The following is a 23,249-nucleotide window of genomic DNA, read 5'->3' on the forward strand; positions in this document are numbered from 1 at the left end:
TCAGCGCGCCGGCAGCGTGACACTGAAGCGCGCGCCGCCAAGCTGCGGCGCGCGGTCGACCTGCAGCTCACCGCGGTAGGCCTTGACGATGTCCTGCACGATCGACAGACCGATGCCATGCCCCTGCACGCGCTCGTCGCCGCGCACGCCCCGCTGCAACAGGTGCTCGACCTGGTCGGCAGCGATGCCGGGGCCATCGTCCTCGATGCGCAGCAGCAGGCCGGGTCGCTGGTCGCCGGCGATCGGCTCGGCGGTGAGCACGACACGGCGCCGCGCCCACTTGAATGCGTTTTCGAGCAGGTTGCCGAGCAGTTCCATGAGGTCGCCCTGGTCGCCGTGGAAGCGCGCCGCCGCGGCCAGTTCGAATTCGCACAGCACGCCCTTGGCGGCGTACACCTTCTCGAGGCTGCGCACGATTTCCTCGGCGAACGGCTCGATCGGCAACGGCGTGGCAAAGGTCTGGTGGCCCGAGGTGGCCGCGCGTGACAGCTGGTAGGCGACGATTTCATCCATGCGGCCAACTTGTTCGAGCACCGTCCAGCGCAGGGTGCGATTGTCGCTCTCGTTCTCGAGCTGGCTGCGCATCACCGCCAGTGGCGTCTTGAGGCTGTGGGCGAGATCGGCCAATGTGTTGCGATAGCGCTTGAGGCGCTCGCGCTCGCCCTCGATGAAGTTGTCGATGCTCGTCGTCAACCCGCTGAGCTCGCGTGGATAGGCGCCGCCCAGCCGCTCCTGCGCGCCGCGCTCGACCTCGGCCAGGTCGATCGCCACGCGGCGCAGTGGTGCCAGGCTCCAGCGCTGCACCAACAGCAGCAACAGCAGCAGTGCGGTGCCAAGGATGCCGAGCCAGAACAGCAGCGTGCGGCGGAACGTCACCACCTGCTGGTCGAGCGCGGTGCTGTCCTCGGCCACGTAGATCGTCAAGTGCAGCTCGGTCTTGGCCTCGGTGAGCCAGTCCACGCCTTGCGCGAGCACGTACAGCGTGCCGACCGCACTCGGCAGCGGACCCTCGAAACGCGACTGGCCGCGCGCCAATGGCTCGTCGAACGGCAGCTCGCGATCAACTGCGGAAGGCGAACGCCATTGCTGGGCCTTGGAGCCGGCGATCCTGTCACCGAGGATCGCCGCGTACAGGCCGCTGGCGGTGGGGCGGTCGAAGCGTGGATCGGGGCCGATCTCGGGCGGAATCAACGCGCCGCTGCGCGAGGTATCGGCGGCGGCCAGATAGGCGTACATGTAGCCCTGCAGGCGCTCGTGCAGCGCGCTCTGCGCGGCGCTGTAGAACGCATTGTCGAGGGCGAGGAACGCCAGCGCGAGAAAGGCGGCCAGCACGCAGCCGGCCGCAGCCAGCGAGCGCGCCTGCAGCGACAGCGGCCGCGCCACGCGCGCGACCTCAGCCGCTCGCGCTGGCGTCGTCGGCGCTGGTCTGGCTGCGCTCGAGGGCGAAGCGATAGCCGCGACCGCGTACGGTCTCGATCGGCTTGATCGCGTTGTCCGGATCGAGCTTGCGGCGCAGACGACCGATGAATACCTCGAGCACGTTGGAATCGCGATCGAAGTCCTGCTGGTAGATGTGTTCGGTGAGGTCGGCCTTGGACACCAGCTCGCCGGCATGCAACATGAGGTATTCGAGCACCTTGTACTCGTAGCTGGTCAGGTCGACGTTGCCGCCGTTGACGCGCACGGTCTGCGCCGTGGTGTCGAGCACGACCGGGCCACATTCGAGCGTCGGCCGCGACCAACCGCTGGCGCGGCGCACCAGCGCGTTGAGGCGGGCCAGCAGTTCCTCGACATGGAACGGCTTGACCAGATAGTCGTCGGCGCCGTACTTGAGCGCCTGCACCTTGTCCTGCCACGACGAGCGCGCGGTCAGGATGAGGATCGGATAGCGCTGACCGGCCTCGCGCAGGGCCTTGACCAGATCCATGCCCGACAGCTTGGGCAGGCCCAGGTCGATGATCGCGACGTCGAACGGCACTTCGCGGCCCAGGTACAGGCCTTCCTCGCCATCGCCGGCGGCATCGACCGCAAAGCCGTCGCGCTTGAGGCGCGCGGCGAGGGTTTCGCGCAACGGCGCTTCGTCTTCAACCAGCAATACCCGCATGTCTGTTCCTTTGTGCTGAAGCGGCGGGCCGAATCACTGTTCCGCCGCGATCTGGACGATGCGCACCTGGCCGTCGGGCGTCAAGATCTTGATGCGGTAGATCTTGCGCTTGCCCAGGCGCAGCGTCTGTGCCGAGAGGACCTTGCCCTGGGTCTGCTGCTGGGCCTGGGCGATCGCCTCCTGCACGTCGATTTCGCGCGCATGCACGCTCGAGAGTGCCAGCAAGCAGGCGCCGAGCCAAGCCAGCGCGCAGCAGCGCGCAAGCACGCGCGGCCGGCGACGCACACGGTCGGCGCATGCGCGACGCTCGGTGATGGGTGCGAGGGAGTGCTGCATCGCCGCCAGTCTCGGCAGCAGGCATTGAATTCGGGCTGAATCCGCGCCGAAAAAAAAGCCCCGCTCGAGGCGGGGCTGCGCAATGGAACGGTGGCGCCGCAAGCGGCGCCACCGCGGATGTGGCTCAGTTCGCCTGGCAACCGGCAACCTTGAGATCGTCGAGCGCCCAGCCCGGGTTCGGGCGGCCGACCGACGAGTCATTGGCCATGCGGAAGCGGAACTGCACGGTCTGACCTGCATAGGCCTGCAGGTTGACCACCGAACGCAGGTAGGCCTGCGGATTGCCGCACCACGCATCCTTGCCGCCGAGCGGGTTGCTGTAGCTCGTCGAGATCGGGCCATCGTAGGGATCGGTCAGCATCGACGCGCCCGGCACCTGGGTCCAGGTCGCACCGGCATCGGTGGAGATCTCGAGGATCGCGCCATCGAAACAACCACCGGTGCGCGATTCCATCGACTGCTGGTTCCAGAACGTGAGGTTGAGGCCGGTCAGGCTGGCCGGCAGGGTCACGCTCGGCGAAACCAGGCGCTGATCGGAAACCGAGGCGAAGTTGTTGGCCTGCCAGGCCTTGGTGCCGCCATGCGCGGCGCTGCCGATCGCCCACGAATCCTGCGTGCCGCTATGCGACCAGCCCGTGGTGGCACCTTCCAGGTCATCGCTCCACAGCACCTGCTCGGTACTGCCGATCGAGCAATCACCGGGCAGGGCCTGGGTGATGAACGAGTTGACCTGCGCCAGCGGCGGCAGCGGCACGCCATCGAAGCCATCGCCGAAGATGCGGTCACCATCGGCGCTGCTGCTGTCGCCACAGGCATTGCCAGCCGACACCCGCCACCAGTACTGGGTGTTGGAGTTGAGCGCGGGTGTCACCACCCAGCTCGTGTCGCTGACGATCGCGCTGGCAACGATGGTGGCAAAGTTCGGATCACTGGCCACCTCGACGAGGTAACTCGAAGCCTGCGCGCTCGGCAACCAGCTCAACACCGGCGTCTGGCTCAGGTTGGGCGTGCCGTCGGCCGGCGCATCGAGCGTCGGTCCCAGCGGCACCATGCTGGCGTAGGTCAGGTCGAAGTCGATCGACTTGACCAGCACACCCGAGGTTCCCGTCAGCGTCATCGTGTAGCTGCCGGCGGCCACTGCCGCCGAGTCGCCGACGCCAACGAGCGCGGTACTTGGCGGCGTCACCGTGTCGGGCGCCACCACCCCGGTGGCGCTGGCTGGCACGTTGCTCAGCGCCAGCGCGACCGGATCGGCATAGCCCTGGATCGAACCGACCGCGAGCGAGGCCGAGAACTCGCTTCCCACGCACATCTCGGCCGCCATCGGCGTCGCGTTGAGCGTGAACGATGGCGCCTGCGAGCAGTTGCTGCACACCAGCGCGAAATCCTGGTCGGTGGCATCACCGGTGTTGGGAACGCCATCGCCAGCGATGTTGGTCGCGGTCACCGTGATCGTGACGTCACCCGTGGTGCCGGCGGGCAGGAACACCGCTTCGTAGTTGTTCTTGGTGTCGGCGGCACCGCCGGTCACGCTGTACGCACCGGTGAAGCGGTTGCCGAGGTAGGTCTGGCCATTGACCTCGACCTTGAGATCGAGGTTGTTGACCTGCGGACTCGTGCCGAGCGCGCCGAACGCATCGGTGTAGGCCATCGCGATGCGCACCGGCTTGGTGCTGTCGACGATGCCCCAGGTGTAGCTGCGCGTCTCGCCGGTGTTGTCGAAGATCTCGCTCTGGTCGAGCATGACCTTGGGCGTGGTGTCGAACATGTCGGTCATGTTCGGCATGCCGTAGCCCTGCGCGTTGGACGGCAGCGTGTCATTGGCGCTGACGCCAGTCAGGTACTTCGGGAATGCCATCAGCCAGGCCTTCATGCCGGCCGGGCTCGGCGCGCGGTTGCCGCCGATCATGTCGACCGTGCCGGCCGCCGCACCGACGCCGCCGTGCTCGATCCAGTAGTAGGCCAGCGAGGCGATGCCGGCCATCGCGGGCGTCGAGTGGCTCGTACCCGACGATGCCGCGAAGATGGTCTGTCCGGTCGGGTGGTACTTGTCGCAGACGCCATTCCCGTTGTACCCGGAGTAGTTGCTCGCGCCGGACTGGATGTGGGTGCCGGGGCCGATCACTTCGGGTTTGGCGCGCTGGCCCGGTGCCGGACCGCGACTGGAGAAGTTGATCACGTCGTTGGCGTTGTCGGCGCCGGAATTGCCGACCCCGCAGCCGTCGGTCCAGCCTTGCCGCACGTTCTCGGAGGCACCGACCGTGATCACGTTCTTGCCGGCGCCGGGCGAGGACACCGTTGCTGCATTGGGGCCACTGTTGGCGGCCGCAAACAGATAGATCAGCTGCTGGTTGCCGGACGTGCCCGGATCGGCGTCACGCGTGCCGATGTCATAGGCCTGATCGGAGTCATCATAGGTCGTCGGCGGCGTGGTGGCGCCCCAGGAGTTGGTGCTGATGCGCGCGCCCGACTGCCAGTTGGCGAGGATCACGCCAGCGTCAGTATTGCCGCACGCGGCAATGCTGTAGCCCGGCACGAAGATCGCGGTGGAACCGACGCGACCGAACGGATTGATGCCGAGACCGAGCTGGTGGCCGTCGCTGTCCTGGTAGGGCGAGCCCGTGGTCTGGTCGTAGCCGATCACGATGCCGGCGTTGAGCGACCCATGACCATCGATCGCGCCGACCGACGTGCTGGCCGTCGACGAGCAATTCTTGAACGCCACCACGCGCACCGCGCCGGACGGACTGCCGGCCACGCGCAGCTTCGGGTCGGTCGTGTTGAGCACGGTGACCCCGGTGCCGCCTTCGTTGATCGTGCTGTCGGTGATGTCGACGATCGGGTAGTCGGCCGGATTCTGGCTGAAGCCGCGATCGAGCAGGAACTGCAGGTAATCGATCGAGGCGGCGCCGGGCGTGAAGTCGCCCGTCATGATGATGTCCTGCTTCTCGTCCATCATGCGGCGCGGCGAGAACGCACCGACGTAGGTGACGTCGGGACGGTCGGCGATCGCCGCGAGATCGGCCACCTTCACGGTCAGGCGCAAGTTGTCATAACGATCGACCACTGGCGCCCAGGTGTTGTCGGGCTTGCCGGGACCGAGCGGACCAAGCTGCTGCGGCGGGATGATGGCCAGGCTCTCGACCCAGTCGCGCGTCTGCTTGGCGTCGGCATGGCGATACACCTGCACGACGATATCGATCTGCTCGTTGGCGGCGCCGGGCTTGGTCATGTGCGCCGACACGGTCGGGTCAACCTTGAGGAAGCCGTACAGCGGCGCCGCGAACTGCAGCCAGGACGCGCGGCTGCGCAGGTCGGTCAGGCGCGCCTGCGCGGCGGCGTCGGTCCATACGATGTAGCCGTTGTTGGCCACGTACTGCACGGGCTTGATGCCGCGCGCGGACAATGCATCGAGCCATTCCTGCTTGACCGGGCCGACGAACTGCACCACCTGCAGCTGCGGGCCGCTGGTCGCGTGCATCGAGAACGGTGCCGGCGCCTGCAACTGGCTGCGCTGGGTGTCGAATGGATGGGCCGTGAACAGCAGCATGTCGGCCTCGGGATCGGCCTGCGCGTCGGGCGACAGCGCCTGCATGGCGTCGCGCGTGGAACCATCGACGCGGTACAGGCCGAAGCGGCCATAGCTCTCGACGAGCTCGGCGCCGGCCGGCGCCACCGACTTGGGCGCGAAGACCTTGTAGTCGTGCGCCGGCGGCGCGGATGCGTGTGACCCATGCATCGGTGCGAGCGTACCGCCGGCACCGACGATCGCGGCCAGGATGGCCGTGGTGATTGGCTTTTGCATGAAACCCCCAAGAATGGACTGGATCCAGCGATGCGCCGCGTCGATTCCCATCGCGGCGTCATCGTTCCCCTTTGGCAACGATCCCCCGTTGCAGCGCAGCTGGCGCACGGGATCGCCGGGCAGACTAGCACGCCTTTTGTTCAATGCTCGTTGGTAGCGGCGCCGAGGTATTGTGCGACGCAGCAGTCGGTGCCCGCGTCCGCTGCGGCGCCAGACCCTCCACCGCAGCCAGGCCCTGATCAAACCGCGCACCGGGCGCTGCGACCATTGCGGAATCGACCGCGCCCGCGCTAGAAGATCTCGGCCACGCAGCAGCGCAGGCTGCCGCCCGCTTTCTCGATCTCGTCGAGCGGCACCGCGCCGACCGCAAAACCGTGGCGCGCGAGCGCCAGGTATTGCGCGGGCGCGAGCGCCGCGGCGGCGCGCTGGCTCATCCACACACGCTGCGGCGCGAGCGCGATCGCATTGGCCGCGAATGCAGCCTTCTGCGCCTCGTCGAGCAACACCGCGCCATTGCCGTACACGGCCGCGATCGCCTCGGCGTCGGCCGGATCGGCAAAGCCGCTGGGCGCGAGCAGCGCGGCGCGGCCGGCCAGCACCGCGAGCACGACATTGGTGTGGTATTCGCCGCGGGCCAGCGGGAAGGCAAAGCTCAGGCGCAGGCCGAAGGCCGCGTGCATCGCGCGGGCGCCAGCCAGGTCGCAGCGCTCGGACAGGCCGCAATAGCCGATGCCGCGCGCACGGTCGATGACAAGCGCGCCAGTCAGCTCGGCCACGCAGTCGCGCTGCGACAGGTCCAGTTCGGCATAGTCGAGCACGTCGCGGAACCAGCGCCGGATGTCATCGCGCCGCGCCTCGCGCTGGCGCACCGCATGCCGCATGCGACCGATGATGAGGCGATCCCGCACGGTCGCAAACACGTTGTTGGGGAACATGCCGTCGGGGCAATCGGGCCTGCCGGCGAACAGCGCGACCGGCACGTCGGGACCGAGCGCAAGCGCCAGCGCGTCGTGCTGCGCGCGCGCGCGGGCCAGGTCGATCGTCGTGTCGCTGGCCATGTAGGCGTTGTCCTGCCCCGACTCGATCGCAAGCTCGGTGCTGGCAGGCGCCACGAGGAAGGCGCCGCGCGCGGTTGCGGCATGGCGTGGCGGGTACTTTTGCGGCGAATACTCGGCGCGGAAATCGCTGGCGGAGGTGACGATCATCGGGATGGGCGCTCGGCGTGGTGGCGGTGGCAGGCGACCAGATGGTCATCGACCATGCCGGCCGCCTGCATGAAGGCATAACAGATGGTGGGGCCGACGAAGCCGAAGCCGCGACGACGCAGTGCCTTGCTCATCTGCTGCGAAATCGGCGTGCTGGCTGGAACCTGGGCGGCGTCGCGCCAGCGGTTGCGCTGCGGCCGACCATCGACGAACGACCACAGGTAGGCATCGAGCGAACCGAGTTCGGCGATCAGCGCCAGCGCGGCGCGCGCATTGGCGCCGATCGCGCTGAGCTTGGCGCGATTGCGGATGAGGCCCGGATCGCGCAGCAGACGCTCGACGTCGGCTGCGTCGAGGCGCGCGCAACGGGCGATGTCGAAGTTGGCGAACACGGCGCGATAGTGGGCGCGCCTGGCGAGCACGGTGCGCCACGACAGCCCCGCCTGCGCGCCTTCCAGGCACAGCAATTCGAACAGTTCACGATCGCCGTGCAGCGGCACGCCCCACTCATTGTCGTGGTAGTCGCGCAAGTCGGGGCTGCCGTCGGCCCAGGGACAGCGGATCAGCGTGCTCATGTCGGATCGTTCCGCGCCGGTGGCGCCGACCGCTATGATACGCGCCCGCCCGCTCGTCCCAGCCCGCCCATGATCGCCAGCGCCATTTCGCGCCGTCCGGCGTTGCTCGCGCTGGGCGCGCTCAGCCTGATCTGGAGCTACAACTGGATCGTGATGAAGCAGGCGCTGGCCTGGGCCGGGCCGATCACGTTCTCGGCCTGGCGTTACGGTCTGGGCACGCTCGTACTGTTCGCCCTGCTCGTGCTGCGCCGCCGCCCGCTGCGGCCGCCGCCGTTGTGGCCGACGTTGTGGATCGGTCTGGCGCAGACCACGGGCTTCCAGTTGCTGGTGCAGGCCGCGCTGCTGGCCGGTGGCGCCGGCCGCACCGCGCTGCTCGCCTACACGATGCCATTCTGGGTGGTGCTGATGAACTGGCTCGCGTTCGGCCAGTGGCCGACGCGCCGCCTGTGGCTCGGTCTGGGCATCGCCGCGCTCGGCCTGCTGCTCGTGCTCGAACCGTGGCACGGCGCAGGCACCGGTGCGATCAGCAGCGCACTCGCACTCGGCGGCGGTGCCTGCTGGGCGGTCGGCGTCGTGCTCAGCAAGCGCCTGTTCGAGCGCACGCAGGTCGGCGCCTTGTCGCTGACCGCGTGGCAGATGCTGCTCGGCACGCTCGCCATCATCGCCTGCGCACTGCTGGTCCCCGAGCGGGCGGTGGCCTGGACGCCAGGCTTCATCGCCGCGCTGGCCTACAACGTGCTGCTCGCCTCGGGCCTGGGCTGGGCGATGTGGTCGTTCATCGTGGCGCAGCTGCCCGCCAATGTGGCCGGGCTGTCGGCGCTGGCGATCCCGGTGCTCGGCATCGGCTTTGCCTGGCTCGCGCTCGGCGAGCGGCCGAGCGTGTACGAGAGCATCGGCATCAGCCTCATCGTCGCCGCGCTCGCGCTCGTCAACCTGCGCCGCACGCGTCAATCGTAGCCAGCGAACAGCGCCTGCAGATCGACATTGCCACCGCTGAGGATGATGCCGACGCGTCGCCCGGCATAGTGGTCGCGGCGCGCCAGCACCGCAGCGAGCGCGATCGCCGAGGAGGGTTCGACGACGAGCTTGAGACGCTCCCACACCAGTCGCATCGCCGCCAGGGTCGCCGCATCGTCGACCGTGGTGACCTGCACCCGGTGCGCGCGCAACAACTCGAAGTCGATCGCCCCGATCAGCGCGCGCAGGCCATCGCACACGGTATGCGGCGTGAGCGCGTCGATGCGCTCGCCGCGCCGCAGCGACTGCGCCGCATCGTCGGCACCGCTCGGTTCGGCAGCGCAAACCTCGATGCGCGGATCGATGCCATGTGCCGCCAGCGCAGTGCCGGCGGCCAGTCCACCGCCGCCGATCGGCACCACCAGCACGTCGAGCGGACCGACCTCGCGCAGCAGCTCGAGCGCGGCCGTCCCCTGACCGGCAATGACCTGCGGATCGGTGTAGGGGTGCACGAGCGTGGCGCCGGTCTGCGCGCGCACCGCTTCGCAAGCCGCCTCGCGCGCAGCCAGCGTCGGTGCGCAGCGATGCACGGTGGCGCCGCTGACCTCGATCGCGGCGAGCTTGGCCGCGACCGCGCCCTCGGGCACGATGATGTGGGCGGCGATGCCGCGTGCACGCGCGGCCAGCGCCAGCGCCGCGCCATGATTGCCCGAGGAGTGCGTCACCACGCCGCGCGCCGCCACTGCGGCGTCGAGTGCCCACACCGCATTGCTGGCGCCGCGGAACTTGAAGGCTCCGGCGCGTTGCAGGTTCTCGCATTTGAACCACAGCTGCGCCCCGGCGAGGGCGTCGAGGCTGCGCGAGCGCAGCACGGGCGTGCGCTGGACGTACGGCGCGATGCGCGCGGCGGCCGCCTCGACAGCGGCGAAATCGGGCACGGTGACGGCTTGGGACATGGGGACAGGCGGCGCAGGCAGCGGGAGGGCACGATAGCGAGGCGCCGCGCCGCCACGCCAGTGCAGCGCGGCCGGCGACATGACTTTCGTGCGTGGGCGACGCGCCGGGCTTGGGTTAGGGTGCGCAGCTTCCCGTTGCGTCACCAGCGAGCCCGCCATGTCCAGTTCCAGCGGCGCCAAGCCGACCCGTTACCTGCGCGACCATCGCGCGCCCGAGTGGCGCATCGACGCGGTCGCGCTCGAGTTCGACCTCGACCCGGCCGCCACCATCGTCAGCGCCCGGCTCGACCTCGAGCAGCAGGTGGCCGGCGCGGTACTGTGCCTGGATGCGTGCGACATGGACCTGCTCGAAGTGCGCGTCGACGAGCGCGCGCTCGGGCGTGACGAATTCAGCCATGCCGACGGCGTGCTGCGCGTGCCCGGCGTGCAGGGCCGCGTGCGGCTCGCCACGCGCGTGCGCATCGCACCGGCGACCAACACGACGCTGCAAGGTCTGTACACGAGCGGCGCCGGCGAACACGGCTTTCTCATCACCCAATGCGAGGCCGAGGGCTTTCGCCACATCACGCCGTTCCTCGACCGCCCCGACGTACTGGCCCGTTACGAGGTGACCCTGCGCGCCGACCGGGCGCGCTTCCCGCTGCTGCTCGCCAATGGCAATTGCGTCGAGCAGGGCGATCTCGGCGATGGCCGTCACCAGGCGCGCTTCATCGATCCACACCCCAAGCCGAGCTACCTGTTCGCCCTCGTTGCCGGCGCGCTCGACAACATCGAGGATTCGTTCGTGACCGCCGAAGGTCGGCGGGTGCGCCTCCTCATCCATGCCCAGGCCGACGTCATCGACGGCTGCGGCTGGGCCATGCAATGCCTCAAGCAGGCCATGCGATGGGACGAACAGCGCTTCGGCCGCTGCTACGACCTCGACGTGTTCCACATCGTCGCCACCCATGATTTCGCAATGGGCGCGATGGAGAACAAGGGCCTCAACATCTTCAACGCCAAATACCTGCTGGCCAGTGCCGACGCCGCCACCGACGACGACTTTCGCCATGTGCTGGCCGTAGTCGGCCATGAGTATTTCCACAACTGGAGCGGCAATCGCGTCACCTGCCGCGACTGGTTCCAGCTCAGCCTCAAGGAAGGGCTGACCGTGTATCGCGAGCAGGAGTTCGAGGCCGACACCGCCTCGCGCACGCTGCGCCGCATCGACGACGTGCGCCTGCTGTGGCGCGCCCAGTTCGCCGAGGACGCCGGTCCGCTGGCGCATCCGGTACGCCCCGACCGCTACAGCGAGATCAACAATTTCTACACCGCGACCGTGTACGAGAAGGGCGCCGAGATCGTGCGCATGCTCGCCACGCAACTGGGCCGCGACGGTTTCCGGCGCGGCCTGGACCGGTATTTTTCGCGCCACGACGGCACCGCGGTCACGGTCGAGGATTTCCTGGCCGCCCTCGGCGAGGCCAATGCCGTCGATCTCGGCCCTTGGCTGGCCTGGTATGCGCAGGCCGGCACGCCAACCGTGCAGGCCCGCGGCCACTACGATGCGGCCGCGCGCAGCTACACGCTGCACCTGCGTCAGTCGACACCGCCGACGCCGAACCAGCCCGACAAGCAGCCACTGCCGATTCCGGTGGCGCTCGCCCTGATCGATGCCACGACCGGAGCGCTACCACTGCGACTGGCTGGCGAGGCCAGCGCCGGTGCCAGCGAGCGCGTGCTGCTGCTCGATACCGCGCAGGCGAGCTGGTGCTTCCTCGACGTGCCGGCCGAACCCGTGCCGTCGTTGTTGCGCGGCTACTCGGCCCCCGTGCGTCTCGACCTCGACGCCACGCCCGATCAGCGGGTGGCGCAACTGCGTCATGACTCCGATGGCTTCAACCGCTGGTTCGCCGGTGACGCGATCGCGCGGCGCCTGTTTGCGCAGACGCTTGCCAGCGGCTCGCCCGACCCGGCCACGCTGCAGTCCTGGTGCAGTGCGCTCGCCGCCGCGCTCGACGAGCGCGAGCTCGATGCTGCGCTCATGGCCGAACTGCTGAGCCTGCCCGATGCACATTCGCTCAGTGGCGAACTCGCCGACATCGACCCCGAGGCCGTGCACGCGGCCCGCAGCGCACTCGAAAGCGCGCTCGCACAGCAACTGCACGCCAGGCTCCGCGCGCGCCATCAGCACAACGCCACCACGGCCTGGTCGCCCGCCACCGCGGCAGCGGCGCAGCGCCGCCTGCGCAACGCCTGCCTGGCCCTGCTGGTGCGGGCCGATCCGGCCCACGCCGCACTCGCGGCCAGCCAGTATGCGCAAGCCGACAACCTCACCGATCGCCTCGCCGCACTTGCCGCCCTGCTGCACGCCGACCCGGTGCGCGGCGCTGCGCTGGCCGACGAATTCGCCAGTCGCCATGCCAACAACGCGCTCGTGCTCGACAAGTGGTTCGCCCTGCAGGCGGCACAGACCACGCCCGCTGCGCTCGCGCGCGTGACCGAGCTCACCAGCCATGCGGCGTTCCACTGGAGCAATCCGAACAAGGTTTACGCGCTGGTCGGTACGCTCGCGCAGCGCAACCAGCGCGTGTTCCACCGTGCCGACGGCGCCGGCTATCGCTTTGTCGCGGCCGCGATCGCCCGCGTCGACGCGCTCACGCCGCAGGTTGCCGCGCGGCTGGCCACGGCGTTCGGCGCCTGGCGCCGCTACGAGCCCGGTCGTCGCGCGCTGATGCAGCAGGAACTGGCGACCTTGCGCGCGAAGTCGGGTCTGTCGGCTGATCTGTGCGACATCCTCGAGCGCCTGCTCGCCTGAGCGCTGGCCGCGACGCTGCAAAAAAAAGGCCGCGTCAAGCGCGGCCCTTTCCCCTGTTCCACACGGTGGATCTGGTGCTGTCAGGCCGGCAGGCGGCTCAGTGCTTCCTGGATGCGCGCGCAACGCGACTCGAGTGCCGTGAGCGTGTCCATCTGCACGGCGTTGGGGCCGGCGCGCACGTTGTCGAGAACCATTTCCAGGCGGCCCAGCTCAACCATGAGCTCGTAGCGCTGGAAGGCCGAGGTTGGAATGACGTTGCTGGCGAGTTGCATGGTCGGCTCCCTGAGCACCGATTGATTCGACACTCGAGGTGATGCAACTCGCGTGCCAAGTGTGACGGCGCCCACACCGGGCGCATCGGGCGACGCGGAATCGTCGCAAGTTGACGCGCTGCGGCCAATTTGCCCGCCCGACGCCGCTGCTGTCACCGCGCGTGGCGCCGCCTCGCCCCGGCCCCTCGCTGCCGCTGCCGGGTTGGCCTGGCGCGATCTCCGTCACAGAAAAGCGTAAAGACAAGTGCCCGGCGCTTGGTTAAGCTATGGGGCGTGGGATGAGAAGCTTTGGTCGGCGCGCAACGACGCCGACGTCTTTCACTGGCGCCCGGCACACGGTCCTCTTGGATTCCCCCTGTTCCTACGACCGCCGGGCGCCAGCCTTCTTTTCCGGCCAGATCGCGATGGATTCGGTCATGCGTCGGCAGCGCAGCGATGGCTGCGCGCGCGTGCAAGGGAAAGGTGCTCCCACCGACGCAAGCCGGCCCCTGAATTCCGGCAGCAGCGTGCTCGCAAACGCCGTGCGTCGGTGGGAGTGTATGAATCCAGCAGCAGGAAACGTGCCAACGCTCGGGCACGCGTTCTAGAATCGACGCCGCGCCCTGCCCGGGTGCGGTGGGACAGACACGATGAACCAGTTTGACGTGATCGTCGTCGGCGGCGGCCATGCCGGCACCGAGGCCGCGCTGGCCAGCGCGCGCACGGGCGCGCGCACGCTGCTGCTGACCCACAATATCGAGACGATCGGCCAGATGAGCTGCAATCCGGCCATCGGCGGCATCGGCAAGGGGCACCTCGTGCGCGAAATCGATGCGCTGGGCGGTGTCATGGCCTGGGCCGCCGACCGTGCCGGCATCCAGTGGCGCACGCTCAATGCCTCCAAGGGGCCGGCCGTGCGCGCCACGCGCTGTCAGGCCGACCGTGTTTTGTACAAAGCGGCCATTCGGCGTCGGGTCGAGACACAGACGGGCCTTGTCCTGTTCCAGCAGGGCGTCGACGCGCTGCGGGTCGAGGCCGGCCGCGTCACCGGCGTGGTCACCCAGTCGGGGCTCGAGTTCGGCGCGCGCTGCGTGGTGCTGACGGTCGGCACCTTCCTTGCCGGCAAGATCCACGTGGGCCTGAGCCAGCAGCCCGGCGGGCGGGCCGGCGATGCACCGGCCATGCGCCTGGCGCAGATGCTGCGCGAGCTCGAACTGCCGGTCGGCCGGCTCAAGACGGGCACACCCCCGCGCATCGACGGCCGCAGCATCGACTGGAGCCTGCTCGAGGAGCAGCCGGGCGACGATCCGGCGCCGGTATTCTCGTTCCTCGGCTCGGCGGCCGACCACCCGCGCCAGGTGAGTTGCTGGATCACCCACACCAACGAGCGCAGCCACGACCTGATCCGTGCCTCACTCGACCGCTCGCCGCTCTACGGCGGCGTCATCGAAGGTGTCGGACCGCGCTACTGCCCGTCGATCGAGGACAAGGTGGTGCGCTTCGCCGACAAGGTCTCGCATCAGGTGTTCCTCGAACCCGAGGGCCTCGACACCCACGAGGTGTACCCCAACGGCATCTCGACGTCGCTGCCCTTCGATGTGCAGGTGGCCCTCGTGCGCTCGATCCGCGGGCTTGAACACGCGCACCTGACGCGACCCGGTTACGCGATCGAGTACGACTACTTCGACCCGCGTGCGCTCAGTGCCTCGCTCGAGACCAAGGCCATCGCCGGCCTGTATTTCGCCGGCCAGATCAATGGCACCACCGGCTACGAGGAAGCGGCGGCACAGGGACTCATCGCCGGACTCAACGCCGCGCGCGCCACGCGCGGGCAGGCGCCGTGGACGCCACGCCGTGACGAGGCCTACATCGGCGTGCTGATCGACGACCTCGTCACCAACGGCACCAGTGAGCCCTACCGCATGTTCACCTCGCGCGCCGAGTACCGGCTGCAGTTGCGCGAGGACAATGCCGACCTGCGCCTGAGCGGGCGCGGCTTCGAGCTCGGCTGCGTCGACCAGCAGCGCCATGACGCCGTGCGCCGCAAGCGCGAGGCGATCGCCGGCGAGGAGCAACGCCTGGCGGGGTTGTGGGCGGCACCGGCCAATGCGCTCGGCCGCGCGCTGGCCACGCAACTGGGCGTGGAACTGTCGCGCGAAACCAGCCTGCGCGACCTGCTGCGTCGTCCCGGCATCGGTTATCAGGCTCTCGTCGCGGTCGACGGTTGCGGCCCGGGGCTGACCGATCCGGCGGTCGCCGAGCAGGTCGAGGTCGGCATCAAGTACGCCGGCTACCTGCAGCGCCAAGCCGACGAGATCGCCCGCAATCGCCAGCACGACGACACCGCGATCCCACCCGGTTTCGACTTCGAGCGCGTGCGCGGTCTATCGGCCGAGGTGCTGGCCAAGTTCAAGGCCACGCGCCCGCAAAGCATCGGCGAGGCGCGCCGCATCGCCGGCGTGACGCCGGCGGCGGTGTCGCTGCTGCTCGTGCATCTGCGCCGCGGCCATCGCGACGTGGCCTGAGGCAAACCCGACCAGGCCGCGTGACATGCGCATCCTCGTGGTGGAAGACGACACCCTCGTCGCCGACGCGATCCGGCGCGGCCTGCAGGACGCTGGCCATGCGGTCGATTGCGTCGGATCAGCCGAACAGGCACTGGCCGCGGTCGATGCCGAGAACTTCAACCTGGCCGTGATCGACATCGGCCTGCCCGGCGCCGATGGCCTGGCCCTGCTGGCGCAACTGCGCCGCCAGCATGCGGCCCTGCCGGTGCTCATGCTCACCGCGCGCGATGGCATGGCCGACCGCGTCGGCGCGCTCGACCAGGGCGCCGACGACTACATGGTCAAGCCGTTCGCGCTGGCCGAACTCGTGGCGCGCTGCCGCGCGCTGCTGCGACGCAGTCATTCGGTCGCTGCGATGCAGCTGCGGTTCGGTGCCTGCGTGCTCGACTTTGGCGCGCGTCGCGCCTGCGGCCGCGACGGCGACATTGCCCTGACCCGGCGCGAATGGGCCGTACTCGAATGTCTGGCGCTCAACACCGGCCGCGTGGTGGCCAAGGACCGACTGCTGCAGGCGATCGCGAGCTGGGATGCCGACATCGGCGCCAATGCCATCGAGGTCTACGTTTCGCGCCTGCGCAACAAGCTCGGCGCCGAGGTGCCGCTGCGCACCGTGCGCGGTCTCGGCTACCGCCTCGATGTCGATGCCGGCTGAACCCCGCGCCTCCTCGGTCAGCCGCCGCCTGCTCGGCTTGCTGCTGCTGCCACTGGGTCTGCTGCTCGGCATCGGCCTGTTCGTCGACTATCGCAGCGGCGCGGCGGCGATCCACGGCGGCTACGATCGCGCGCTGCGCGAGATGGCGCTGGCGATCGGGGCCCACCTGCACGATGCCAATGACGATGGCCGCGTCGACGCCGACCTGCCGCCGCAGGCGATCGCCGTGCTGCGCGCCGACAGCCAGGATGACATCCACTATGCAGTGCGTACCGCCGGCGGCGAACTCGTCAGCGGTGACGCCGACCTCGCGGTACTGCCGCCCACCAGCGGCGATACGGTGTTTCGTGACGCCCGGCTCGGCGGCGAACCGATCCGGATCGTCGAACTGGCGTTGCCGGTGGGGCGGGCCCGAGTCACGATCGCGGTGGCCGAGACCCTCCACAAGCGCAGCGCCGCCTTGCGCCACCTGCTCGCCAGCAGCGTGATCACCGATCTGGTGCAACTGCTCGGCACCTTGTTGCTGGTATGGCTCGGCGTGCGTTATGGCGTGCGCCCGCTGCGCGCACTCGGCGAACAGATCGCACAGCGTTCGGCGCTCGATCTGGCACCGCTGCGGGCCGCGCCGGTGCCAGCCGAAGTGCGCCCGCTCGTGCACACGCTCAATGCGCTGTTCGCAACCGTGCGCGAGGCGGCGCGCGCGCAGCAGCAGTTCATCGCCGATGCCGCACATCAGGTGCGCACGCCGCTGGCGGGCATCATCGCCCAGCTCGACACGCTCGAGCGCGAGCCGATGGCGGAGTCGTTGCGGCTGCGCCTGCGCAGCCTGCACGATGCCTGCGTGCGGCTGGCGCACACGGCCAACCAGTTGCTGGCGCTGGCGCGCTCCGAGCGCACCGCGATCACGGGCGAAGACTTCACCCGCGTCGATCTCGCGCAGCTGGCGCAGGAGGTGGTTGCGCACGAGCTGGATCGTTCGCTCGGCCGCGGCATCGACCTCGGCGCCGAGGTGGCCCCGGCGATCGTGCGCGGCAACCCGTGGCTGTTGCGCGAGCTGCTCGCCAATCTCGTCGACAACGCGCTCGCCTACACCCCGCGCGGCGGTCACGCCACCGTGCGCAGCGGCGCTGACGCCAGCGGCCGCTGGCTCGAGGTCGAGGACGATGGTCCCGGCATCGCCCCGCACCGCCGCGACGAGGTGCGCGCGCGCTTTGCGCGCCTGCCGGGCTCGCCCGGTGACGGCTGTGGCCTGGGCCTGGCGATCGTCGACGAAATCGCGCGCGTGCACGATGCGCGCTTCGTGCTCGAAGCCGGCGGCGACGGTCGCGGCACGCGCGCCCGCATCACGTTCGCTGATCGCTGAGGCGGCGTGGCGCGCAGCGCCGGCAGCGGGCCATTTGCGGCGTCGGCATCAACTGGCCAAGGCGGCCTTGGGGTTGGCCTGTCAGCTTGCCGACAGCCTGTCGGCGCTAAGGTCCGCGTGCGACAGATGCGGGCGGTCTCCACCCCAGGGAGCCCGCCAGCCAGCTCGCCCGAAGGCGACCCGTTTCCCCAGGACGGGTCGCCTTTTTTTCGTGCGCCCGGCGTGTCGCCGGCGTGTCGCAACGCGTCATTACTTGTCTCGATGCCGGTGCTAGCGTGCGCGCCGCAGCTGCCGTCTTGGGAGAGCTCCGGCAGCGTGCAATCGGGGGGAGCGCGCGGTGTCGATGGCGCGCAAGTGGAGGGCTTGCGGCGCGATACCTGTGCTGCGCGCGACTGCTGCCCGATGTTGCGAATTGTCGCCACCATCCATCATTCGGGGAGCTTGTTCGATGATCACGATCCGTCGCCCTGCGTCGGCGCGCGTTTGCGTTGTCGTGTCTGCGCTGTACCTTGCTGTATGTGCTGCCACCGCTTCGGCGGCCTCGGTGCACGACCTGCACGAGCTCGATGTGCAAGCGGTCAACCGCGCCTATGCCGCCGCCACCCGCACGCTGGGCGTTGCCGCGCAGCCCGCCGAGCGCCACGCCGAAATGCTCGGCCTCGATGCCGGCAACGCGCTGGTCGAGCTCGACCGCGTCGATGAAGCCGACGGCGTGCGCCACTACCGTTACCAGCAGACCTTCCGTGGGATCCCGGTGTGGGGTGAGCACGTCGTCGTGTCCGAGGGCAAGGACGGCCAAGTGCGCTCGCTGTTTGGTCGCCAGGTCGATGGCCTGACTGCCGACGTCGGTTCGCTGCAGGGTCGACTCAGCGCCGGCAAGGCGCTGGCCAGCGCCAAGGCGCTGACCTTGGGCGGCAAGCGCATGGTCACCGAGCGCGAGGAAGCGCGGCAGATGATCTTCGTCGATGACGCCGGCACGGCGCGCCTCGTCTACGTGGTGTCGTTGTTCGCCGACCGCATCGACGGTGGTGCACCGACGCGGCCCTTCGTGATCCTCGACGCGGACACCGGCAACGTGCTCAGGCAGTGGGATGGCCTCACCACCTCGGCGGTCGGCACCGGCCCCGGCGGCAATGCCAAGACGGGTCAGTACGAGTGGGGCTCGGGCGGTCGCTATGGCTACCTCGACGTCACCCAGAGTGGCACCACTTGCACGATGAACAATACCAACGTCAAGACGGTGAACCTCAATGGCGGCACCGGCAGCACCACCACCGCGTTCTCCTACACCTGCCCGCGCAACACAGTGAAGTCGATCAACGGCGCCTACTCGCCGCTCAACGATGCCCACTACCTCGGCGGCGTGATCCAGAACATGTACCAGTCGTACATGGGCATGAAGGCGCTGACCTTCCAGCTCGTGATGCGCACGCACTACAGCAAGAACTACGAGAACGCGTTCTGGAACGGCACCACGATGAACTTCGGCGACGGCGCCTCGACGTTCTATCCGCTGGTCAGCGCCGACGTGGCCGGCCACGAGGTTTCGCACGGCTTCACCGAGCAACACTCCAACCTGACCTACTCGGGCCAGTCCGGCGGCATGAACGAGGCCTTCTCCGACATGGGCGGCGAGGCCACCGAGTACTACTGGAAGGGCAGCAACGACTTCCTCGTCGGCCCCGAGATCTTCAAGGCGACCGGGGCGCTGCGCTACATGTGCAACCCGCCGCAGGATGGCGGCTCGATCGACAATGCCTCGCAGTACACGAGCTCGCTCGACGTGCACTACTCCTCGGGCGTCTACAACAAGGCCTTCTGCACGCTGGCCAAGAAGAGCGGCTGGAACACGGTGTCGGCGTTCAAGGCGTTTGCGCGTGCCAACGCGCTGTACTGGACCCCGAGCAGCACGTTCAACAGCGGCGCCTGCGGCGTGGAAACGGCGGCGACCGACCTGGGCCTGACCAAGGCCGACGTGACCGCGGCGTTCTCGGCCGTTGGCGTGGCCTGCCCGGGCAGCGGTGGTGGTGGTGGCGGCGGCACCACGCTCAGCAACGGCGTGGCGGTGAGCCTGCCGAGCGTGGCGGCCGGCGGCGTGTCGGCGAACTACACGCTGGTGGTGCCGGCGGGCAAGACCAAGCTCGTGTTCACGATCTCGGGCGGTACCGGCGATGCCGACATGTACGTGCGGCTCGGCGCGGCCCCGACCACGTCGACCTACAACTGCCGTCCGTACCTCAGTGGCAACAGCGAAACGTGCACGTTCAATGCCCCGACCTCGGGCACGTACTACGTGAACGTGCGCGCCTACAAGGCCTACTCGGGCGTGAGTCTCAAGGGCACCTACACGCCGTGACCGCCGGCTGACACGCTGGCACAGCCGGCTTGCGGTCCCATGCCGGGGCGCGCCGCCATCGTGGTGGCGCGCCCCTTTTTTCGCCTCGTGCGGATGAATCGCCGCGCGGCGGACAAGCTCGCCTGACGTGGCGCGGCTTACTTTTTGCGGCTGGCGTCGTAGCGTTCCTGCGCCATGTGCAGTGCGCGCTGGCCGGCGTCGCGCAGCGCATCGATTTCACCCTGCGCCAGTTGGCCGCCGCCGCGCTTCTCGTTGACGATGAGCTCGCCGGCGTCGTTCCAGCCCAGTGAGGCACCGCCCTTCTGCTGGACGAACATGAGCTTGCCATCCTTGCTGAACGCGTAGTGGACGGCCTCGCGACCACCCGCGTCGAACAGCGTATTGACGCGCACGAAGCGCACCACGTTGGTCTCGGCAAACGCATCCCAGGCAATCGAGGCCGCGTCGGTGGTGTAGTTGCCATTGACCGACTTCATGCCGCCGATGCGGCCCTGCAGCTTGGCGAACTCGGCCTTGAGCGCTTCGGCCGGCGTCGCCTCGGCGGTCAGCATGATCTGTACATTGGTGCCGGCGCCGTGGGTGAGCACGGGCGTGGCGAGCCCTGCCTTGTACACGCGGTCGCCGTCGATGAGCAGCGCCCTGACCTCATAGCTGCGCCCTGCTTCGACGCGCGCCGGATCGAAGTCGAGGCTGAAGTTGTACGGCGGGTTGCCGCTCACGTCGATGGTCTTCTCGGCCAGCGGCGCGTCCGGCAAGGCCGAATCGATGAGCTTGGTACGCAGCTTGGCACCCGGGCCGAGCACCGCCGGATCATGCAGCAGCACCGAGGCCGAGATCGTCGAGCCGGGCGCGATCGCGGGCTTGCCGTTGGCCGCCGTGGCGGCATTCTGCTGGCCGGAATCGCAACCGCCCAGCAGTGCCAGCGCGGCGAGGACCGCGATCCAATATGTGCGCATGATGAATGACCTCCGAAACTGGTGACGGTAATGACCTGACCCCGGATCGCGCTGCCGGCGCGGTGCCGATGCCGAGGGCAGGCCCGGGGGCGCCGCGATGGAACGCCGGCTGCCCGATTGCGGCGGGCGCTCGGCGCGGCGTGAGTGGCCGACGATAATCCGCCGCGTCGGCAGGCGCAACGTCCAAGGCCCGGCCCTGCGGTCGCGGCGGTCGCGGCGGTCGCGTCATGCGTTGGTCGTGCGCCCAGGGACTGCGCCGCCGCCGGCACCCCGTCCTTCACCGCCCTCAGCAGCGCTTGCTGCTTGAACTCCGCGCTGAAGCGGGCGCGCCGCGCCTTCTGTCCTGCCGTCTTCTTTGTTCCCATGCCATGCACCTCGGTTTGCGATAGTGAATCGCTTAACCGGGTGTCCGTCGAGCGCGAGCAAGATCAGACTGACTTCTGGCTGGCAATGACGGCCTTCGGCTACGCGCTGGATGATCCCGACGCCGCGCTGCGCGCGTTCCGCCGACGCTTCCGCGCCATGGAAGGAAGCGACGCACCGCGCGATGCCGAAGACGCCCGCATCCTTCATTCGCTGGTGGAACCCCTGCGCTCGCCCCGCGCAGCCAGCCCTGCAGACTGAGCCGCCGGACGCTGCGGACCGCACGGCAGCAACCTCCGGATTGAGGCTCAACCTCCCTCGAATCCATTCATGAACACGCGATCGGTATTCCGGCCACGCGAGAGCAGTTCCAGATAAACCTCCAGGTTGGTGTAGCCGGCCACGCCCAGAAGCGGCAGCGACAGCGTGGAACCGTTGTTGTCGGCGGCGTTCGGGTTGAGGCCGTGGGCCAGCTCGAAGGCATCGGGCATACCGTCCTCGTCGCTGTCGGACGGTGGTACGGGCGGATTGGCCGGAGGGAAATCAAGGTTCAGGGCGTCGTTGGCGACGGGCTGCTCGTGCGGAACGTTCGGAATCGTGCCGCCGAGCGCGGAAGCGGTGATGCGCCGATCCATCGGATCGTGCGGTCGGGCGCCCGCCGACGGTACGACGATAGACAGCAGGTTGGCCGTTGGGACATAGCCGATCGCCGGGAACGGGTGCCGCGTACTGCGCCGGGTCGCGCTGCCCATGTCGGTATTGCCGGTCGGCAGCGTCGCTGCAAAGTCGTTGCAGCAGTAGAACAGCGCGTAGTCCTGCAGGGAGGGATACCGGTCGACGCGGTTGTCGCTCACGTAGAGGCTGTTCTGGCTGTTGTGCAACATCGCGATCTCGACCATGCCGTAGGGAAACGCCGGGCGCACGTGGAACAGGTTGCCGACCATGTTGTACTGCACCCGATAGGGCCCGTTGGCGGCATCGCCATCGACCCATTGCGCATAGGTGACGTAGTAGTACGGATCGAAGTAGTAGTTGTTGGAAACCTCCAGCCGCAGCGGCACGCTCTGGCAGGCATCGATGAGGCGCGGCGGTATATCGTCCTGCGAGCTTGATTCGCAGTTGATCTCGGGCAGGCGGCCCATGATGCGGTAGAACAGGTTGCGCACGAGGCTGATGCCGTCCTGCGGCCAGGCGGTGTTGGCATAATTGAGCAGGATGCCGCCGTAGATCGCGTGTCCGCCCTCGGTTTCGGCCAGGATCGAGTTCTGGATCGTGACCTCCGAGGCCCAGCTCAGCTGCACCGCCTCGTCGTTGGCGTTGGCCATGGAAACGTGGTCGATCATCACGCGCTTGACGCCGTCCAGTCGCAATGCGTCGTCGTGCGGGCAATGCCCCGGCGTAACCTGGCAAGCCGGACGCAGGCGCAGGTGGCGCACGATGAGGTTGTCGCAGGATTCCCCGCCGTAGTGGACGCCGCAGGACAGGCCGCGCACGATCACCCCACCCGGTGAGGTCTGTCCCGCGATGGTGACGTTGCCCGATCGCACTTGCACGGGACCGTCGATGACCCCGCTGACCTCGAACACGATCGTGCGTGCACCGGGCTGCCGCAGCGCCCAGCTGAGCGAACCGCGATTGCCCGAACCTTGCGTCCCTCCCGGATCGACCGCCAAGGTATCGACGATCAACACCTGCCCACCGCGTCCACCCGAGGCGACGGCGCCGAATCCCTCCGCCCCTGGGAAACTCGGCAAAGGCTGCGCCCCCAACGGCAAACCGCAAGACATCCCGCCCAGCAAACCCACCACCACAAACAAGGCGCTCATGAACCGCACGGCATCGCTCCCAATCGTTCCGCGTGCACACCGCATCGCCCCTATCCAAGCGCAACTCGGCACCGGAAGGAGACAGGTCGATGTGATGGGCTTCACGAAAACCAGATCGGGCAACGATGGGCCGCAGCTTTGCGCCGGAAGCCGCCTCAGGCCCGCGCCAGGCCGGCGTAG

17 protein-coding genes are annotated in these 23,249 nt (G+C 68.7%); 7 read left to right on the forward strand and 10 right to left on the reverse strand.

What is annotated here, in order from left to right:
• From KF903_RS13240 to KF903_RS13265, 6 genes are all read right to left on the reverse strand, one after another.
• Positions 1-1,383: a sensor histidine kinase gene (locus tag KF903_RS13240; RefSeq protein WP_291215713.1), complete on the reverse strand. Its 1,383-nt coding sequence runs from the start codon at positions 1,381-1,383 to the stop codon at positions 1-3.
• 10 nt (positions 1,384-1,393) lie between these two features.
• On the reverse strand, positions 1,394-2,104 hold the full coding sequence (locus KF903_RS13245; protein ID WP_291215715.1) for a response regulator transcription factor: 711 nt from the start codon (positions 2,102-2,104) through the stop codon (positions 1,394-1,396).
• A gap of 33 nt (positions 2,105-2,137) precedes the next feature.
• Positions 2,138-2,542 (reverse strand): hypothetical protein, encoded by a 405-nt coding sequence (locus KF903_RS13250; protein ID WP_291215717.1) that lies wholly within the window; start codon positions 2,540-2,542, stop codon positions 2,138-2,140.
• Positions 2,543-2,564: 22 nt separating this feature from the next.
• Positions 2,565-6,245 carry a S8 family serine peptidase gene (locus KF903_RS13255; RefSeq protein ID WP_291215719.1) on the reverse strand — a complete coding sequence of 1,227 codons (3,681 nt, stop codon included), beginning with the start codon at positions 6,243-6,245 and terminating at the stop codon, positions 2,565-2,567.
• A 290-nt stretch (positions 6,246-6,535) separates the two neighbouring features.
• Positions 6,536-7,450: an arginine deiminase-related protein gene (locus KF903_RS13260; protein ID WP_291215722.1), complete on the reverse strand. Its 915-nt coding sequence runs from the start codon at positions 7,448-7,450 to the stop codon at positions 6,536-6,538.
• Positions 7,447-8,025, reverse strand: coding sequence for a DNA-3-methyladenine glycosylase I (locus tag KF903_RS13265; protein ID WP_291215724.1), 579 nt, complete (start codon positions 8,023-8,025; stop codon positions 7,447-7,449). Before KF903_RS13265 ends, KF903_RS13260 begins: the two co-directional genes overlap by 4 nt.
• 69 nt (positions 8,026-8,094) lie before the next feature.
• Here KF903_RS13265 and KF903_RS13270 point away from each other — a divergent pair, with 69 nt between their 5' ends.
• A complete protein-coding gene (locus KF903_RS13270; protein WP_291215726.1) occupies positions 8,095-8,982 on the forward strand; it encodes a DMT family transporter in 888 nt (295 codons plus the stop codon).
• On the opposite strand, the gene KF903_RS13275 is transcribed toward KF903_RS13270, so the two are convergent.
• Positions 8,973-9,938 (reverse strand): pyridoxal-phosphate dependent enzyme, encoded by a 966-nt coding sequence (locus KF903_RS13275; RefSeq protein ID WP_291215728.1) that lies wholly within the window; start codon positions 9,936-9,938, stop codon positions 8,973-8,975. The genes KF903_RS13270 and KF903_RS13275 overlap by 10 nt on opposite strands.
• Positions 9,939-10,095: 157 nt before the next feature.
• Between KF903_RS13275 and pepN the strand changes: the two genes are divergently transcribed.
• Entirely contained in the window at positions 10,096-12,735 is a 2,640-nt protein-coding gene (pepN, locus tag KF903_RS13280) for an aminopeptidase N (RefSeq protein ID WP_291215731.1), read from the forward strand.
• 80 nt (positions 12,736-12,815) lie between these two features.
• Here pepN and KF903_RS13285 read toward each other — a convergent pair whose 3' ends face one another.
• Positions 12,816-13,007 (reverse strand): hypothetical protein, encoded by a 192-nt coding sequence (locus KF903_RS13285; protein WP_291215734.1) that lies wholly within the window; start codon positions 13,005-13,007, stop codon positions 12,816-12,818.
• A 629-nt stretch (positions 13,008-13,636) separates the two neighbouring features.
• Between KF903_RS13285 and mnmG the strand changes: the two genes are divergently transcribed.
• The 4 genes from mnmG (at position 13,637) to KF903_RS13305 (ending at position 19,924) form a co-directional block, all read left to right on the forward strand.
• A complete protein-coding gene (gene mnmG / locus KF903_RS13290; protein ID WP_291215737.1) occupies positions 13,637-15,511 on the forward strand; it encodes a tRNA uridine-5-carboxymethylaminomethyl(34) synthesis enzyme MnmG in 1,875 nt (624 codons plus the stop codon).
• 25 nt (positions 15,512-15,536) lie between these two features.
• Positions 15,537-16,205, forward strand: coding sequence for a response regulator transcription factor (locus KF903_RS13295; protein WP_291215739.1), 669 nt, complete (start codon positions 15,537-15,539; stop codon positions 16,203-16,205).
• Positions 16,195-17,568 (forward strand): sensor histidine kinase, encoded by a 1,374-nt coding sequence (locus tag KF903_RS13300; protein ID WP_291215742.1) that lies wholly within the window; start codon positions 16,195-16,197, stop codon positions 17,566-17,568. The genes KF903_RS13295 and KF903_RS13300 overlap by 11 nt, the downstream gene beginning before the upstream one ends.
• A 544-nt stretch (positions 17,569-18,112) precedes the next feature.
• Positions 18,113-19,924 carry a M4 family metallopeptidase gene (locus tag KF903_RS13305; protein ID WP_291215745.1) on the forward strand — a complete coding sequence of 604 codons (1,812 nt, stop codon included), beginning with the start codon at positions 18,113-18,115 and terminating at the stop codon, positions 19,922-19,924.
• A 137-nt stretch (positions 19,925-20,061) separates the two neighbouring features.
• Here the strand turns inward: KF903_RS13305 and KF903_RS13310 are convergent, their stop codons facing one another.
• Complete coding sequence (locus tag KF903_RS13310) at positions 20,062-20,880, reverse strand: YbaY family lipoprotein (protein ID WP_291215747.1); 819 nt, start codon at positions 20,878-20,880, stop codon at positions 20,062-20,064.
• 303 nt (positions 20,881-21,183) lie between these two features.
• Between KF903_RS13310 and KF903_RS13315 the strand changes: the two genes are divergently transcribed.
• Positions 21,184-21,504: a hypothetical protein gene (locus tag KF903_RS13315; protein ID WP_291215749.1), complete on the forward strand. Its 321-nt coding sequence runs from the start codon at positions 21,184-21,186 to the stop codon at positions 21,502-21,504.
• Positions 21,505-21,551: 47 nt separating this feature from the next.
• Here the strand turns inward: KF903_RS13315 and KF903_RS13320 are convergent, their stop codons facing one another.
• On the reverse strand, positions 21,552-23,192 hold the full coding sequence (locus tag KF903_RS13320) for a hypothetical protein (RefSeq protein ID WP_291215752.1): 1,641 nt from the start codon (positions 23,190-23,192) through the stop codon (positions 21,552-21,554).
• Between the last annotated feature and the right edge of the window lie 57 nt (positions 23,193-23,249).

Origin of the sequence: Dokdonella sp. (assembly GCF_019634845.1) — a bacterium.
Classification (GTDB): Bacteria; Pseudomonadota; Gammaproteobacteria; order Xanthomonadales; family Rhodanobacteraceae; genus Dokdonella_A.